Annotated in this window: 14 protein-coding genes; 4 read left to right on the forward strand and 10 right to left on the reverse strand. The window is 44.1% G+C overall.

The window, feature by feature from the left end; translation table 11 throughout:
* Positions 1 to 5: 5 nt before the first annotated feature.
* The 6 genes from polA to B9A22_RS10860 all read right to left on the reverse strand — a co-directional run bounded on the left by polA (position 6) and on the right by B9A22_RS10860 (position 9,639).
* The gene (gene polA, locus B9A22_RS10835; RefSeq protein WP_084575747.1) at positions 6 to 2,645 is read right to left on the reverse strand and encodes a DNA polymerase I; all 2,640 of its coding nucleotides are present in this window, start codon (positions 2,643 to 2,645) and stop codon (positions 6 to 8) included.
* 207 nt (positions 2,646 to 2,852) lie between these two features.
* Entirely contained in the window at positions 2,853 to 3,965 is a 1,113-nt protein-coding gene (locus B9A22_RS10840) for a L,D-transpeptidase family protein (RefSeq protein ID WP_176215485.1), read from the reverse strand.
* Between the two features lie 210 nt (positions 3,966 to 4,175).
* Entirely contained in the window at positions 4,176 to 5,318 is a 1,143-nt protein-coding gene (locus B9A22_RS10845) for a two-component system sensor histidine kinase NtrB (RefSeq protein WP_084575749.1), read from the reverse strand.
* Between the two features lie 484 nt (positions 5,319 to 5,802).
* A complete protein-coding gene (locus tag B9A22_RS10850; RefSeq protein WP_084575750.1) occupies positions 5,803 to 6,387 on the reverse strand; it encodes a MerR family transcriptional regulator in 585 nt (194 codons plus the stop codon).
* Positions 6,388 to 6,495: 108 nt separating this feature from the next.
* The gene (locus B9A22_RS10855; RefSeq protein WP_084575751.1) at positions 6,496 to 7,878 is read right to left on the reverse strand and encodes a tryptophanase; all 1,383 of its coding nucleotides are present in this window, start codon (positions 7,876 to 7,878) and stop codon (positions 6,496 to 6,498) included.
* Between the two features lie 156 nt (positions 7,879 to 8,034).
* Complete coding sequence (locus B9A22_RS10860; protein ID WP_084575752.1) at positions 8,035 to 9,639, reverse strand: sigma 54-interacting transcriptional regulator; 1,605 nt, start codon at positions 9,637 to 9,639, stop codon at positions 8,035 to 8,037.
* 227 nt (positions 9,640 to 9,866) lie between these two features.
* On the opposite strand from B9A22_RS10860, the gene B9A22_RS10865 reads away from it, so the two are divergent.
* The 3 genes from B9A22_RS10865 to B9A22_RS10875 all read left to right on the forward strand — a co-directional run bounded on the left by B9A22_RS10865 (position 9,867) and on the right by B9A22_RS10875 (position 11,344).
* On the forward strand, positions 9,867 to 10,127 hold the full coding sequence (locus B9A22_RS10865) for a DUF2164 domain-containing protein (RefSeq protein ID WP_084575753.1): 261 nt from the start codon (positions 9,867 to 9,869) through the stop codon (positions 10,125 to 10,127).
* A gap of 72 nt (positions 10,128 to 10,199) precedes the next feature.
* Positions 10,200 to 10,535, forward strand: coding sequence for a GNAT family N-acetyltransferase (locus tag B9A22_RS10870; protein WP_176215486.1), 336 nt, complete (start codon positions 10,200 to 10,202; stop codon positions 10,533 to 10,535).
* Positions 10,536 to 10,546: 11 nt separating this feature from the next.
* Positions 10,547 to 11,344 carry a polysaccharide deacetylase family protein gene (locus B9A22_RS10875; RefSeq protein ID WP_084575755.1) on the forward strand — a complete coding sequence of 266 codons (798 nt, stop codon included), beginning with the start codon at positions 10,547 to 10,549 and terminating at the stop codon, positions 11,342 to 11,344.
* 453 nt (positions 11,345 to 11,797) lie between these two features.
* On the opposite strand, the gene B9A22_RS10880 is transcribed toward B9A22_RS10875, so the two are convergent.
* The 4 genes from B9A22_RS10880 to B9A22_RS10895 are packed head-to-tail and all read right to left on the reverse strand — an operon-like array spanning position 11,798 to position 16,084.
* Positions 11,798 to 13,018 (reverse strand): ABC transporter permease, encoded by a 1,221-nt coding sequence (locus B9A22_RS10880; RefSeq protein WP_084575756.1) that lies wholly within the window; start codon positions 13,016 to 13,018, stop codon positions 11,798 to 11,800.
* Complete coding sequence (locus B9A22_RS10885; protein ID WP_084575757.1) at positions 12,993 to 13,691, reverse strand: ABC transporter ATP-binding protein; 699 nt, start codon at positions 13,689 to 13,691, stop codon at positions 12,993 to 12,995. The genes B9A22_RS10880 and B9A22_RS10885 overlap by 26 nt, the downstream gene beginning before the upstream one ends.
* Before the next feature lie 29 nt (positions 13,692 to 13,720).
* The gene (locus tag B9A22_RS10890; protein WP_084575758.1) at positions 13,721 to 14,251 is read right to left on the reverse strand and encodes a hypothetical protein; all 531 of its coding nucleotides are present in this window, start codon (positions 14,249 to 14,251) and stop codon (positions 13,721 to 13,723) included.
* Positions 14,252 to 14,269: 18 nt separating this feature from the next.
* On the reverse strand, positions 14,270 to 16,084 hold the full coding sequence (locus tag B9A22_RS10895) for an alkaline phosphatase (protein WP_084575759.1): 1,815 nt from the start codon (positions 16,082 to 16,084) through the stop codon (positions 14,270 to 14,272).
* 200 nt (positions 16,085 to 16,284) lie between these two features.
* Here B9A22_RS10895 and B9A22_RS10900 point away from each other — a divergent pair, with 200 nt between their 5' ends.
* Positions 16,285 to 17,451, forward strand: a complete 1,167-nt coding sequence (locus tag B9A22_RS10900) for a twin-arginine translocation signal domain-containing protein (protein WP_217805933.1) — start codon at positions 16,285 to 16,287, stop codon at positions 17,449 to 17,451.
* The last annotated feature ends 82 nt before the right edge of the window (positions 17,452 to 17,533 follow it).

Consider the following 17,533-nt stretch of genomic DNA (forward strand, 5'->3'; position numbering starts at 1 on the left):
TCCTCTTATTTAGCTTTGGCCCAATTTCTTCCCGTTTTTACTTCGGCTAAGAGCGGCACCGCAAGTTCCACTGCTTGCTCCATAGACTCTTTTACAAGTACCGCCACCCGTTCAAGCTCATCTGCAGTAACTTCCAGCACCAGTTCGTCATGAACCTGTAGGAGCAATCTGCTTTTGAGTCCCGCCTCAGTGAGGGCACGATAAACATGGTTCATAGCAATTTTGATAATATCAGCAGCTGCGCCCTGGATAGGAGTATTCATAGCAGTACGTTCAGCAAACGATCGCTGATTAAAGTTGCTGCTGTTAATATCAGGCAAATGCCGTCGCCGCCCAAACAAGGTTGTCACATACCCATCCTGGTGAGCACCGGCAACTACCTCGTCAATATATCGTTTTACACCCTGATACTTGGCAAAATAGCTGTCAATATAGTAGCCTGCCTCTTTCCGACTGACACCAATATCTCGCGACAAGCCATAATCACTAATACCATAAACAATACCGAAATTAACCGCCTTGGCTCTGGCCCTCAGTTCAGGAGTTACCTCCTCCATAGCAACGCCAAAAACTTCAGCAGCTGTCTTGGTATGAATGTCCTGATTATGACGGAAGGCCTCAAGCAGACTGGCATCACCTGCCATATGGGCAAGAACCCTAAGCTCGATTTGGGAATAATCAGCAGACATGATATATTCATAGCCGTCACCAGGAATAAATAGTTCCCTTATTCTCCGCCCAATATCTGAGCGGATAGGAATATTCTGCAGATTAGGCTCTGAACTGCTCAGTCTGCCAGTTGCTGTTACTGTTTGATTAAACGTGGTGTGTATTCTGCCTGTTTCAGCATGTATTAGGGTTTCCAGGCCGTCAAGATAGGTAGATTTGAGTTTAGTCAACATGCGATATTCCAGCAGTTTATCAATCAGCGGGTTCTGTCCTGCCAGTTTTTCTAACACTTCAGCGTCTGTAGAATAACCGGTTTTTGTCTTTTTAATAATAGGAAGTTTAAGTTTTTCAAATAAAATAACGCCGAGCTGCTTAGTAGAATTAACATTAAATTCTTCACCGGCTAATAGATATATTTCTTCTAATAGCAGATCAACTTTACCAGCAATACTAACGGCCATCTCTTTAAGGTACTCTCGGTCAACCTTGATGCCGGCAACCTCCATGGCTGACAAAGATTCGATAAGCGGCATTTCAACCTGTTCAAACAGCTTATCCAGGCCGGCATCTGCCAGTTTGCAGGAAAGCGCATCCCTCAATTGTTCAATATTACTGCTAGCCCAAGCTGCATATTCCGGTTTAGTTGTTAAATTTTTATCGCCTACAGGTAAGATAATTGTCTGACCCAAATACTTTTCTACTAAAACATCCAGCGGATAGGCAGCTGCGGTAGGATCAAGTAAATAGGCGGCAATGAGCGTGTCAGCCACAGAACATCTGAGTACTGTTCCTCTCAGCCTGCAGGCATTATATAGCCTCTTGGCATCATATGTAGCAAGAGTGATACCACTGTCGGCCAGTAAATCAAAAACAACACACCAGCCTTCAGCCTCTGCTGGAATGTATACCGTTTTGCCAATACAAGTGACGGCAAGGCCGGTCAAACTGGCTAATGGCGAATGGTCCGCCGTTAGTGGATAGCAGCATAAATGGCCTGCTTGTTTCGCTTCCATATAAACAGCCTCAACCTCGGCACGGCTGGCAGCAATGATTGGCGGTGTAAGCTCAAGCGTTTTAGTTTCAACTGGGTCTGAGGCTTGACCGCTGCCCGGGAACAAAACATCAAACTTGGTCAGCATATTTTTGAACTCAAATTTAGTAAACAGTTCTTTTACAATTTCTCTATTGGGATTAATCCTGAAGATCTCCGGAATAAATTCCAGGGACATATCACACACAATCGTAGCAAGGTGCTTAGATAAGATTGCCTGCTCGGCATACTGCCGTAAGTTTTCCTGTACCTTTTTTCCTGATACACGATCAATGTTTGCCAGAACGTTTTCCATCGAACCGAATTGGGCTAACAATTTGATTGCTGTTTTTTCGCCAATGCCAGGTACCCCGGGAATATTATCAGAAGTATCTCCCATTAGACCTTTCATATCAATAATCTGACTAGGCGTCAGCCCATACTTTTCCTTAAGAGCAGCAGTATCCATTGTTTCCATTTCCGAGATACCTTTTTTAGTAAGCAACACCTTAGTTTCAGGTCCAATAAGCTGCAATGCATCACGGTCACCAGTTACGATAAGCACCTCACAGCCTTGTTTAGAGGCCTTTTCAGCAAGTGTTCCTAAGATATCATCAGCTTCATACCCTTTTTCTTCAATGGTTGTTATCCCAAACGCATCTAATAATTCACGTATCAGTGGAAACTGCTCGGACAGTTCGCCGGGTGTAGCCTGACGCCCAGCCTTATACTGCTGATAGGTTTCAGTCCGGAAGGTCACCCGGCCTTTATCAAAAGCCACAGCCAATAAATCAGGTTTATAGTCTGTCAGCAACTTAACAAGCATAGTCGTAAATCCATATACAGCATTGGTATACAGCCCATCGGCTGTGCGCAGCATTGGCAGTGCATGAAACGCCCGATGTACCAGACTGCTGCCATCAATTATAATAAACCTTTGGGGCATAAGCCCACCACCTAACATTCGAATATAGTCCAATCTATTCTTATTGGCTATTAAAGCCCAAATCCCTTCTCTTATTTTCCTAAATACAGTCTAGCTTATGTAATATCTAATAAAAAAAAAGAGATTACCCTACTATTCCCGCAACACCACTGGTCATTGCGAGCTTAGCATGGCAATCTAATTTTGTAAATACCGGATATCATTTATTCACGGATACGTCAATTCTATGGTCTTGGCCTCTTCATTCCAATACACATAGGCATCAAAATATTGGCTTATGTTGGTTATTTTTATATAAGGAACTGTTCCGATCATAGTTATAGGCACTTTAGCACTTTGCCCATTGTTACTTACAGTTAATACCTGGGTTTCTTCACTCCATTTGACCTTGCGGCCCATCGTTTCAGCTAGTCGAAGCGCCGGAACCGCCAAGATTCCTTGTACTTTATTTATCTCAAGATTTACTGGGGTTTCATTTAAAAGTACGACCATCTTATTCAAACTCAGTGTATTTTCTTCTGCCTTCCAACTCTGCTCACTACCGAATAACGCTGATAAATTTACAGTAGACACATATACCATATTATCGCTCATAATCCCCGGTACAGTACTGAGCCCACACTGCACTGTTTTTGCCTTTTCATTCCAGTTTATCTTTTGTTTTAATACTTCGGCAACTGGGTAAACAGGTACATATTGCACATCCTGAACAACCATCCCCGGCTCGTTTATCAGCTTGGCATTCACCTTAACTTTAAATTGATTGGCAATAGCAATTTGACTATCATTTGGCTCATTAAGCATCTTACGTAAAAATTCATCAGTAACCAAAGCATTTACCCGATAGGCGCTGAGTTTGTTGCGAACATCCTGTATAGCTATGCTGCCATATCCGTAAACATCAGGATAGATTGAAAGAAGGATCTGCCCTTTTGAATTTGTCCTAATTTTTACCCGTTCATAGGTTATCAGTACTGGCGTACCGTAACTCACCATATCAAACAGTTCTTCCGCGTCTGCTTCGTACATGCGAATACAACCATTGGATACTACTGTACCGATTGACCACGGCGCATTCGTACCGTGAATCCCATAGTTGTTCCAAATGCCCATCCACCTGTATCCAAGCGGGTTTGCCGGGCCTGATGGTACCATCTTTCCTTTTTGGTCTGGCGGATACCATGCTGGATTTACCTCTTTGTATACGATACTATAGTATCCTAGTGGTGTAGGTGTCGATGGTTTACCGATGGCTATGGGGTATTCTTTTACTAGATTATTGCCGGAAAACAGTTCAATCGTCCGACTTGGCAAATTCACAGTGATCCTTGATGCAACCATATCTGTATTTGCCTTGGTATAACCAGCAGAAACCGTCCCAAATAAAAAGATGTAACAGCAGACAAGAACCCGGAGGAGTAACACTAGCATCCCTTCTTCACATTATTTTCAGTAACAATACCATAATATGAAGAAGGCCTAAGGAGATATGACCCAAAAAATAATTCCTAGGACTTTTTTTTGCATACACTACTGCAGATTAAGTATCTGCTGATGTACCACCCGCAGACGGCGGTGGCGCTCGTCAACGATTGGCAGATATATATGAATATGAGCACCTGTGCCTGCCGTATTAACTGGGTTAATATTGATAAAGCCCCCATGTTCTCCTATTATCCGGTGAGCAACCGGCAGTCCCAGTCCCATATGTTCAAGCTTTGTAGTATAAAACGGTTCAAATACCCTGGGAAGAATCTCAGGAACCACCCCTGGGCCTGTGTCACCAATTGCAATAACCAACATACTAAGCTCAGAGTTAATCCAAGATTTTACAGAAAGCACACCTTCTCCCGGCATGGCTTCTATAGCGTTTTGCATAATATTGACAATCGCTTGTTTGATTAAATTGCTGTCAACATTGAGTGCTGGTAGATTAGGGGCCAATTGCTTATCAATGGCTATCTTTTCGCCGCCAAGCTCCTTAAACGTTAAGAGCAGCGCCTCTTCAATTGTTCGATTTATATCAATATCAGCTTCTTTATTTACAGGAGGCTTAGCAAATAACACCAGTTCTTTGACTACTTTATTGATACATGACACCTCGTCCAGCATCATCTCAAGCACGTCACGCCCTACTGTGTACCGATCATCTTCTAAACGGCCAAGCATAACCTGTAAGTATCCGCTGATGGTAGTGAGTGGCGTGCGCACATGGTGTGCCACCCCTGCTGCTAATTCACCCAAAGACATTAGCATCTGCGTTATCTGAATCTGCTTAATGGCAGCTCTAACGGCTGACAGGTCTTGAATAATAACAATTAAACCGTTTGCTTCACCAGCGGTGCCCCGCAGCCGTAATGTATCTATGTGCGCATAGATGAACTGATCTTTTACTTTTAACTTTAAGTTAACAGTACTCAAATCTTCGTACTCATCCAGATAAAATACCTGCAAAAATTTTTCACCATGATGCCTAAAAACCTCTTCGACCCTTCGCCCTACTGACTTGCCCCTATCAACACCACAAATTTTTTCAGCTTCACGGTTAAGATTTTTCAAGCGGAGTTCACTATCTATAAATATAATCCCTGTCGTAGTCTCGAAAGAATCTTGATAGTCATCTTCTCGGTGTAAGTATACTATTTTATTGTCAAGAGCTTCAGCCGCAGACATTGTCGATCGCCTCCAGTGACCATCTTTTAATTTTCGTGTTGTTAAACATTCTTGTAAAATATTGTATCTCCTGCAAAAATAGAGCAATTACTTTTCGTAAAAAACCGACACAATTTTAAGCCTAGAGTGTCGAAATAAACACTCAACGTCAGTTATCCCTTGACCTGCCTACTTTTTACAAACCGCTTAATTCGACATAACTAGCTGCTTTATCACTACGAATGAGTTTATTCTCTAGCAGCATTAGGTAGGAAGTCTTATTAATTACCATTATTTGTAATTTAAGTTATTTTATTTACATTTTTTACCAATAATTATATTGGCCTATCATCACAAAAAGACAGTGGCCAGGTTTCCCCTTAGCTCACTGCCTTTTATAATTTACCTTTTTTCACTATCAATATAAAGAAAACACGGCTTACGCCGAGCCTTTGGCGAAAGCGGAAGCCGATGTTGGCCTTATCCAGACGGAAAGTTATACTTTCTAACAGGAAAACAGACGCTGCCAAAACGATTTAGGCTTATTGTTTCCCTTGTCCTCGGTTATTTGGCGTAAACGCGCTTCAACCAATTGAAAGTGATCTGTCAGTTCTGTCTCTAAGCGCTCCTCAAGCCTGGTTACTTCTTGCTTTAAGCTGCTCAATTCTTCCTGTTGTCCGTTAACCATATTAATTGTGGCCGCAATTTGTTGCAAAGCTTGGTTTTGCGATGCAATAACAGCCATAAGCGCAGAACCGTCAATTGGCGAAATTGTCGATAATGCCTGTGTTTGACTTATTTCGTTAGTTTGCGAATATGTTGCGCTGCTTTCCTGCGGTTCTGGGTCAACCTCAATAAATCTGCTAAAACGATTATTTAGTTCATTGGTTATTTCATCAGCGCTTTTGTTTTGGTGCATGCATTTGGCGATCGCTTGAAACACCTCAACAGCTTCGGGATAAAACCGTTTTCGCTTGCCCTCACCCATAGCCGGTAAATAATCCATAAATATGTCGCGATAATACCGAAGTGTACTTTGCGGTATGCCTAGCTCTTGCGATATATCTTTGATGCTAAGCAATTCTGTCATGAAAACCACCCCTTGCGTTTTTGTTGTTGCGATTACATTCGCTGCCAAGGGGTGATTTTCCTGCTATTTTTATGAAATTTTGTAAAAATATTCCAATTAAATTATTATTTACTTTTCAATGGGCTTTAAACGACAGAGGAAGTGACGTAGCACTTTTGGCTCATACGTAAATTCTAATCCCTTAACCTGCTCACGCCGCTCCCAAATCTTAGCTAAAGCATCCACCACCACATCCATATGGCGATCAGTATATACTCTGCGGGGAATAGTCAACCTCATGAACTCCACACCGGCTTTTTTCTGTTGTCCGGTTTCAGGGTCCCGCCCCAAGAGCAATGATCCAACCTCTACAGGGCGAACCCCTGCTTCAAGATAAAGTTCGTTACAAAGCGCCTGAGCCGGGAATTGCTCCGCAGGAATGTGCGGCAGAAATTTCCCAGCATCGACGAATACCGCATGCCCACCTACTGGCCATTGAATAGGAATTCCACGCTTCCGCAGTTCTTCACCTAGATACTCAACTTGGCCAATCCGGTTCTCCAGGTAGTCAACATCCAGCCCCTCATGAAGCCCCACAGCCAAACATTCCATATCACGGCCAGACAAACCGCCATATGTTACAAACCCTTCCATTGGTACGCAAGAAGCGCTTGCAGCAGCGAAGAGATTGGCATCATCCTTAATGGCAATCATACCACCCATATTTACAATGGCATCCTTCTTAGCACTCATCGTTAAGAAATCGCCCATTTCATACATTTCACGTACAATTGACTCAATGCTCTTATCAGCGTAACCAGGCTCACGTTTTTTTATGAAGTAAGCGTTTTCTGCAAAACGAGCAGAATCAAAGTTAATTCTGATACCAAACTTGTCTGCAATCCGTTTTACACCGCGGACATTTTCCATAGAAACAGGCTGTCCACCAGCAGAATTACAGGTAATCGTTACAATAATAAAAGCAATATTCTCCGCGCCTTTTTCCACAATGAAATTTTCCAAACGTTCTAAGTCAAAGTTACCTTTAAACGAATGTTCCTTTTGAGTATCAAATGCATCTTCAATCACTAAATTAACCGGAATTCCACCATTAAGCTCAATCCACGCCATAGTTGTGTCAAAATGCATATTACCTAATATGTACTGTCCCTTATGTTGAATCAGGTGTGGAAAGAGAACCTGCTCGGCACCTCTTCCTTGGTGAGTAGGAATTACATGGTTGTAGTTAAAGATATCTTTAACAGCGTTTCTAACTTTATGGAAAGACTTACTGCCAGCATATGCTTCATCCCCCAGCATCATGGCCGACCACTGGCGATCACTCATTGCCCCTGTACCACTATCTGTTAACAGATCAATATATACATCTTCAGAATTCAAGGCGAACGGATTATATCCGGCTTCCTTTAGGGCTAGAATTCTTTCTTCCTTCGGAATCTTACGAATTGGTTCCACCATTTTTATGCGATAAGGTTCTGCTGTTCTTTCCACGGGTATTCCTCCTTGGTTGTTGCTAAAAATATGTTTACATACTTAACAGCAAGTTTTATGCCAATCCTGAAACCCGCGAAATATAATCAAAATTAGGTTGTTGATAAATTTTCTTGTCAAGTTTTCTTCTCACACAGAAAGAAATCTTCTCATTCTCTACAACCCGTAGCTTCGCATTTTATTTAAAATGGTGGTATTAGATACCCCTAACATCTGTCCTGCCAATCGGGACGACGGGTATTTTTCTAAAACCCTCGTGATAATCTCTTTTTCAACCTCGGCCACAATATCTTTTAATCTGGCCCCCTTGCCTTCACAAGGGATTTCAAGCTGTACTATATTTTTTCTTGGCAATGCATTTTTTACTCCTCCATTAGACGTCGTCCCTATGTCAGCCCATACCGAAAGGTGATGCGGTTGAATTTCAGTAGCATCTATCAAATTAATTACGCGTTCCAGCGTATTTTCTAGTTGTCGTATATTTCCCGGCCATTCCTGATTCATCAAAGCTTCAATACTTTCCCTCGCTAATCGAATCTCAGGCTTATTTAATTTCGTGCAAATTTTTCGGATCAACCGTTGTGAGATTAGAAAAATATCCTCTTTTCTTTCCCTTAGCGGCGGAATTGTTAACGGAATTACGTTTAGCCGATAGTATAAATCCTCTCTAAATTCCCCGTTTCGCACCATTTCCTCAAGATTGCGGTGGGTTGCAGCGATAATGCGAACATCAACGCGCATCTCATTGCCGCCTCCCACTCTGCGGATTGTCCCCTCCTGTAAAACACGCAGCAGTCTCGCTTGTACCTGAGGTGGCAACTCTCCAATCTCATCCAAAAACAATGTGCCGCCGTTGGCCTGCTCAAACAGACCTTTCTTCCCACTCTTGACAGCACCGGTAAAAGCACCTTCTTCATAGCCAAATAATTCACTTTCCAAAAGAGAATCTGGTAAAGCCGTACAGTTTACCGCGATAAATGGGGCTTGGTGCCTTGGACCTTCTGTGTGAAGCGCGCTTGCAAATAACTCCTTACCGGTACCACTTTCCCCACGGAGTAAAACAGTCGAACTACTTTTAGCTACCGTTCGCGCAGCTCCTATAAGTTGACGCATCTTATCACTTTGAAATACTATCTCATCAAAAGTCGTCAGATGTCTAATTTTATCTACCTTAGAAATAATTGCCTCGACCTGCCTAAAGTCGGTTATTGTGGCAACTGCCCCGATGATTTGTCCTTTAGCATTGATTACTGGTTCACCACTTGTTAAATAACGGATACTCCTGCCTTTTTTATTTATCCGTCCCTCTTTCAACCTATAGGTTTTGCCAGATTTTAAAGTGTCAAGAATAGGATGTTTGTCATCCAATAATGTCTCCACCCCTAAGCCAATTAACACTAGCGGGTCACACTGAAAAATTCTGCAGGCAACCTCATTGATGTGTGTAATCTTTCCATCTTTGTCTACAGCCAAAATTCCTTCACCAACAGAGTTAAGAATGGTCTTCAGTTCAGCTTCTCTCTCCTCACAGGGCATTTGGTCACGATATTTGACAGCTTTAACCCCGGTCACTAAGCTTATGTCGTTAATCAAAGACTGAGCTTTGCTATCTAAATCACAGCGAAACTTAATCACCATTCCATGTTCAGGCAAGACTTCCATAGCGATTTTATCAATAGCGTTCTGCTCTGTAAGCTTAAATATTTCATAACCCAAGCCAGGCCGGTCTACAAAATCAATCTGAATAACGTATTCCCGCATGTGGTTTGTTGCCACCTTTCATTTTGCCTAGGTAAAAATAAATTCACTACTTTCAAAAGGAACTCCTCTTCTGAGCAGCGTTCTGTCTTAAACCAATGAAAAGACATAGATAGCATAACCACCCATTTTTTGGTATAATAATAAAGTCGAACCATACTATTTGCCCCTCAATATCCATACAAATTGTCCATATATGAGTATCCATCATTACATACTGCGAGGTAGAAATGAAAGAAATACAACTAACAAAAGAGCAAAAACAATCCTCTATTGAGGACATTAAAAGCTACTTCTTCACTGAGAAGGATGAGGAGATAACAGACTTAGCGGCAACATTGCTACTAGACTTTGTACTAACAAACATCGGCCCTCATATCTACAATCAGGCACTAAACGACGCCCATAGCCTAATGAGTGAGAAGCTTGAAGATATTTATGGACTAGAAAAATCTATCAAGAGGAGTAAAAAATATGTGGCAAAAGAATGAATTTCATATTTCAACCGACAAATCCTTGCTGGATGTCGATGTAATCTTTAAATTTATTTCCTGCGAATCTTATTGGGACTAGGCCGAAGCCGGGAACTTATCCAAAAAACAATTGATAACTCCACATATTGTTTCGGAGTTTATCAAGGTACAGAGCAAGTTGGGTTTGCACGCGTTGTGAGTGACCTAGCCACTTTCGGGTTTCTAGCCGACGTGTTTATACTGAGTGATTATCGCGGGCGGGGTCTGGGCAAGTGGATGCTTCAGACTATTATTAATCACCCTGAATTAGCCAACATGAAGAGACTTACTTTATTCACTAGAACACCGGATTTTTATTATGATGCAGGTTTTGAAATTTTTGTTCCGACAAATGAAATTGAGTTTATGGAACGGAAGGTTTTATAGAAGGTGATACATTGAAATTATGGCGTCAACTTATTTGTTTACTTATGGTACTTTATATTGTTCTGGGCGCTAATGTGGCAGCTGCCCAATATCAAAATGGCATTCCGGTTCTACTATATCATCATGTGAGCGATGATAGCAGTGATCTGCCCAAATTGACGGTAACCCCGGCGGAATTTGAACGACAGATGGCAATGCTCAAGAATGCTGGGTTTCAGACCATTCCGCCAGGAAAACTAATAGCGTATATGAGAGATGAACCTGTCACATTACCAGCCAAACCCATTCTTATTACTTTTGATGACGGCTATGAGGATAATTATGCCAACGCCTTTCCGATATTAAAAAGTATGGAATTTCGTGCTGTCATCTTCATGGTTGGCGTAAACCTTGACCGGGACAAACGGCTGTCAAGCCATCAAGTACAGGAGATGTCTGCCTATGGTATTACTTTTGGCGGCCATTCGGTGACCCATCGTGACTTAACCACACTAACAGGCACAGCCTTAAACCATGAAGTTGGAGACATCAAAAAGAAACTTACTAATGTCACCACTTATGAAGCAGATTTATTTTCCTATCCTTACGGATATTTTAATCTTACTACCTGGGATGCAGTTGTAGCAGCCGGCTATCAGGCTGCTTTTACCACACTTCCGGGCCTGAATAGTTCTAAACAGGACAATGTCTACTTATTGCGGCGAATACCGATATACAGTACTACCGACTTCAGTGCCCTCTTTATCCTTCTTAATGCCAACCAACCCAAAACCCAACTCTTGGAATATTCGCCAGAATCCGCAGAATAATAAAGAAAACACGGCTTGCGCCGAGCCTCTGGCGACAGCGGAAGCCGATGTTGCCTTATCCAGACGGAAAGTTATACTTTCTTACAGGATAAAGAAAGCACGGCTTGCGCCGAGCCTTTGGCGACAGCGGAAGTCGATGCTGCCCTTATCCAGACGGAAAGTTATACTTTCTTACAGGATTATTAAGACCGCCCGGGCTCGCATCTGCCCGGAGCGGTCTTAAAATTATTTACTGGCTTCAGTGTTATCTCTCATACAACAGACCTTATCACCTCGGTCGCGGTGAAAGTTAATACACTCACAGCACTTCCCATGTCTTTCACACTGGAGCTTCGGACAGTTGCAGTTTTCTTCATTACAGTTAGCCATTGTAATCTCCTCCTAAATTAAATAATAAAGTCAATATTCACCACAAGTGAGATAACTCCTGCCATTTGTTTTGGACATTAAGTACTACAGGTTTTGAACAATGTCTGTCCGATACGTCAATACTGCCGGAATAAGCCCAGCTATCATACCAACTATGGCTCCGCCGACAGCAATATACACCTCAGCAGAGGTAATGCCGGTAGTTAGCGCAATAGCTGTCTTGCTTGCCGCTGCCCCAGCCAAGAGCGCGTATACACCATGCCCGAGCAGGCTGCCAACAATGACCCCGGTCAAAGAAATGATAGCTCCTTCAGTAAAAATAATAGCAAAGACATCATGGGTACTGGCACCAAGAGCACGTAAGATAGCCCGCTCCCGAGCCCGGCTCAACGCTGACCAGTAAATCGATAACACCATTATCATCAGCCCCATCGCGACTATTATATAGGCAACGGTTTTTAACGCCTGTTCACCTTGCCCAAGTATGGCAAATAGCTGAACAATTACCTGAGCTGGAAAGACAATTTGTGCTGCCGGTTCCCGCTGAAACTGCTGATAAAGACGCATAGCTTCACTATACCCTTTAGGCTTTATAAGAATGGCGGTAACTGCTTGCTCGTGATCATGATCGTCATGGCTCTCAGTATTTTCTGCTGCGGCAAGGCCAGGCTCATGTTTTTCATGGGCCTCCCAGATGCTGGCAATCGAAACCAAGATGGCATGATCATAGGGTCCGTTTACCGATTGTAGTAACCCTACAACACGGTAAGGCCGGTCATGGCTCTCGCCTCCAGCAATTGAACCGTGGACTGATTTAAACTCATCGCCAAATTTTAAACCCAAGGCCTGTGCTGCTCTTGCACCGATTACAGCCTCAAACGGCTCAGTAAACGGTCGCCCTTCTGCCATTTGCAGCCATTCTGGCTGGCCTGTTTTAGCCTGATGCTTAAAAATACCATTCCCGGCCCCAATGATGTTGTAGCCTTTATAGTTGTCACCAAAAGCCAGCGGTATGGCGGCAGCGACTAATGGATTATTTGCAATTTTGCCATAAACAGCATAATCAATATTCCCGATAGGCGTATCTTGCAGAAAAACAGTATTTAAAACCAGCTGATTAGGGCTGCCTTTAGCTCCTGCGATTAGATCAAACGGCTCGGTGGCCCGCACAAGCCCGGCTTGAATGCCACCAGCCAGCAAGGTTACTGTTACCATCATAGCAATTGACATGGCAGCCACAACTACGGTTAGACTGTTCTGTACCGGTTTTGCCAGAAGATTACGCCAAGCTACCGCAAACCGCACCGGTATTCACCTTCCCTTCTGTCCGCCCAAGCGAGTATACCTGGGGAAATTGATCTATAACTTGCCGATCATGTGTGGCTACCAGCAATATACTGTTATTCTCCTGCGCTAGCTGTCTGAGGAGTTCAATGACCAGTATACTGTTATCATGATCAAGGCTGGCCGTAGGCTCATCAGCCAAAATTAGACGCGGCTTATTGACAATTGCTCTGGCAATAGCAACCCGCTGTTGCTCGCCCATGCTCAATCGCTGCGGCCTGCTGTTAATTCTGTCAGCCAAACCTACAATTCCCAGCAGCTTTATCGCCCATTGACGTCGCTCCTGCTCAGGAATCACGCCAGCAAAGCTCATGGGTAGCAGCAGATTATCTACGATATTCAGGCTGGGAAGAAGGTTTAGCCTCTGAAAAACATACCCCACAGTAGTGGCGCGCCAGCTATCACGCCACCTTTCAGACATACCTGAAATATTGGTACCAGCAAAAATGATTTCGCCACTAGTCGGGGTTAGCAATCCGGAGATGAGATGCAGCAAGGTCGTTTTACCTGAACCACTCGGTCCGACCAATGCCAGCTGCGCTCCTGCTTTGACACAAAGTTTATCAATAACAACAGCTGTTACTGTTTGCGACTGGTCTCGATAATCTTTGCGGACTTGATTTAACTCCAACATGACGCCAGCTCCTTCACGTTTAATAAAAGCTATTCAATACTATCCGCATATACCCTCACCAGGCTGACAAAACCAGTCTCGTCGTCCATCTGATACCCTAGCTCCAACCTGCCGGTGACAGTAATGGGGCGGTCAAAAGATAACGCAGTTACTGGCTGTGAAAGCTTTACCACCACAATATCATTCGGCCAGTCGGCATCTGTTGAGCAAAACGGACATATTGCCATAGGTACTTTTGTCAGAACAAAAAAACTCAAGGTTGGCTTGAGCGGAGGAGCCATAAAGCCGCTAATCTTAACCACCTTACCATCAAGGCTTTTAAGCTTAGGCGATAATTCGAGCCCCAATGCCGAAGCGCCGCTGTACATTTCATTAAATTCTAAGGCTGTAGCCTGCTCTCCAAACCATGGCAGCCAAGCTGGTGCCGCCTGGGCGGGAGTACAAAACAGGGACGATTCCGCTCGGGGAACCGTCCCTTCTTGCCCCGTCCAGGGCAGCGGCAGCCCGGCCACAATGATGGCAAGGATTATTGCACACATACACCTGGCCAGTTTTACCATTTCTGTTGCCTCCGGCTACTATTTTTTTGCAGTTTTACGACCGTCTAAGCCTAGGGCACGCGCAATTCCATAAAACACTTCCGTATTGTCCAGAACACCTTTGAAGTACTCGGCGCCAGGACCTTCGGCAGTCAGCGGTACATCATCGGCAGCATGAACCTCTGACGGATCTGAGGTAGGAATGTTACCGACTTTAAGTTCACTCCCCTGGGGAGCTCGTTTCGGATTGGCTACAGCCTTACCGTTAGCCATGATGGCTGGCGAAGTGGGCACTCCCTGGAATCGGTAGTTCTCGTAGTAATCCGGGTGATTGGCAAATTGAACAGCCAAAGTCACGCTCGGATTGGGATCATCCGGGAAACCATCGCCGTCAGTATCGGCAAAAGTCGTCCAGCCTGCATCGCCATAAATACGGACTGCGTCGCGGCCGGTTTTTCCATCCAATTCATGATAAGTACCGGTAATGCTGGCACCATGTGCATGGTCAGCTACAACTATGATTAGTGTGTCGCCGTTCTTTTTGGCAAACTCTTTGGCAATGCCTACCGCTTTGTCCAGCTCGATGGTATCATAAGCAGCCCGCTGCCAATCCATAGTATGCAGTTGTTTATCAACGCAGGCTCCTTCCACCATTAAGAAAAAGCCATTAGAATTTTTGCTTAGGGTGTCAATCGCAGTTTTCGTCATATCCATAAGGTTCGGCTGATCAGTAAACTTACCGAGAACAGCCGGATTTTTAGTTACCTCGCGGTCAATATACACGTCCATATTATCAAGTTGGAAAAGACCAAGCAACTTACCCGGTGAAGCCGTCTTTAACTCAGTCTTGTTTGTTGCAACTGTATATCCCTGCTCCTTGAACTCTGCAATCAGATTCCTATCATCGGTACGTTTTGAGCCTGGCACACTCTTTGGTAAAAAGTGGCGAGAACCGCCGCCGAGAATGACATCAGGGCGGTGCGCAGGATTAAGCATATCCTGAGCGATGTAGTTTTGCTCACTGCGTCTGCGGGTATGTGCCAACATGGCTGCCGGCGTAGCATCAGTTATATTAGCTGTAGAAACGATACCAGTACTCATCCCGCGAGTCCGTTTTGCCAGCTCAATAATATTTTCCACCTTGGGATCATCTAATGGATCTTTGCTGCTGTCAGCATATACACCCATTGCGTTCACAGCGGTTTTATGGCCGGTGGCATAGGCTGAAGCACTGTTTGCCGAATCTGTGACTAACGAATCATTGCCTGAGGTAGTAACAATAGCCACATTGGACATGGTATCCATTTCCAGGAGACCGTTATATTTACCTTCGGTAATCCCTTTAGATAGAATGCGGCCGATTTGACGGGCTTGCAGGCTCATACCGTCCCCAACAAAGAGGATTACATTCTTAGCCTGTTTTCTGGCCTTCTCGGCAGTCACATCATAATTGATGAAACGCTTCTCCATGCCCTGCTCGGTTTTTACATTAACAACTACTGCTACTTTGCCAGCTTGGGTAAAAGCAACGTCGTTTATACGGTATGTACTCATGTTGTCAAACTTGATAGCAGCCTCTTTGCCAAAGTATTTTTCAGCTTTCATCCCGTTTACCAAAACTTCTATTGCTTTAGCTGGAGCATCTGTTTTGACCTCAATAGCAAAGTCAAATTTTTGTCCAATCAGGAACTTGGCCCGGTCGATCGGTAAAACATTAACATTCGAGACTTGGGGCGCACTATAAGCAGCATAAGTTACCGTCGTTCCTGTCAGAAATGAGGCAATAACCGCCAGCGCCACCACAACCCGCAAAAAACGGGATTGGCTTAATACAGACATACTTGGTTTGTACACTAGTTGCACCTCCGTGAATAATTGGTTTTTTCCCTATTCCTATTATGACAGGCCTCAAGGTGCACAAAGTTAAATAATGGTTAATTTTATGTTAAACCATCTCATTTTTCCATAATTTACATTTTATTTACTTTCACTTAACACTGAGCGGGCAGTAATCAACTAAAATATTTCTAGTCCATAAAATTGGAGGGATAGCTGTGAACAACTTAATTAAAGACATGACACTTGACTGTAACCGGCGTGACTTTATTAAAATGTCGGCAGGCGCGATGGCTGCATTAGCCGCAACTACACTCCCCCTTTCTATAACTGCAAAGGCCCCGTCAATCAAAGCCGCTAAAATCTCACTTAAGGATTGTCTGGCAATGGATCCAATAACCATGGCCGAAAAATCCTCTTACGTGAAATCGTCCTATGACTATTTACTAAAAACAGCCAATGAAATTCAAGACATCAAACTTCGCCGTTCGACAATTGAAATACTACAAAATCCTGCACCCCGCCTGTTGGAACTCTACCCGTCAAATGCCGAGAAAGAGCAGGCAAAGCAGCGCCTGGTGGCAGCAGGATGGCTAAAACCTACTGCGGCCTACGATGACTTTCTGCCGCCATGTAACAACCCAAGTAAGGCAGTAATTCCTTTCTACGCAGCGCCAGGAAGTGGCTATGGCAGCCATCACTCCTATCCGGGCGGACTTGCCACTCATGTTGCCGTAAATGTCAAAGCAGCCCTTGGCTTTTTTAACGCTTACAAAGATATTTATGGCTTTCCCATGAGCCGGGACGTAGTAATTGCCGCCCAGTCGCTTCATGACCTGCATAAGCCCTGGGTTTTCCAGTGGCAGAAAAATGGCGCCTCCCGCACAGAATTTCCGATCGCCGGTCAAGGCGCCCACCATGTTCTCAGCCTTGCCGAGCTAATCCACCGCCGCTTCCCGGCAGAAGTTATTGTTGCCCAAGCTTGCGCCCACAATCATCCCGGAACCCCTGATGACGAGCGTGAAGTTGTTAGTTGGCTAAATGCAGCAGCGATTTTGGCAAATCAAGACGCTGTTTCTTTCGGTTTATTGACCGAAGATGGTAAGACTCTGCCCTTGCCCCGCCGCACTGAAGGTTTTATTACCCACTTAGGCGATCACGATTGGGTATTGTCTGTTCCTGTTGCCAAGTGGATGATTGCCAAGCTTGGCGAAATTGCTAAACAGGAATATCAGATGACTGACGCCGACCTACAGAGCCAAAAATTCTATGCCTTTAGAAACTACGTTTTTTCTCAGGCTACACTGGAGCAGCTTTATTTAATTTGGACAGTTGACAGCCAAGCTGCACTTGTCGACACCGTGAAGTCAATCGTAACACCGTAAGGGGTTTAAGAGCGGAGTGATTTGCGCCCCGAGCCCAGTCAATGAAGTGAGACTTAGTGGATAATAATTGCGGAAAATGTAA

The organism is Sporomusa malonica (assembly GCF_900176355.1).
Classification (GTDB): domain Bacteria; phylum Bacillota; class Negativicutes; order Sporomusales; family Sporomusaceae; genus Sporomusa; species Sporomusa malonica.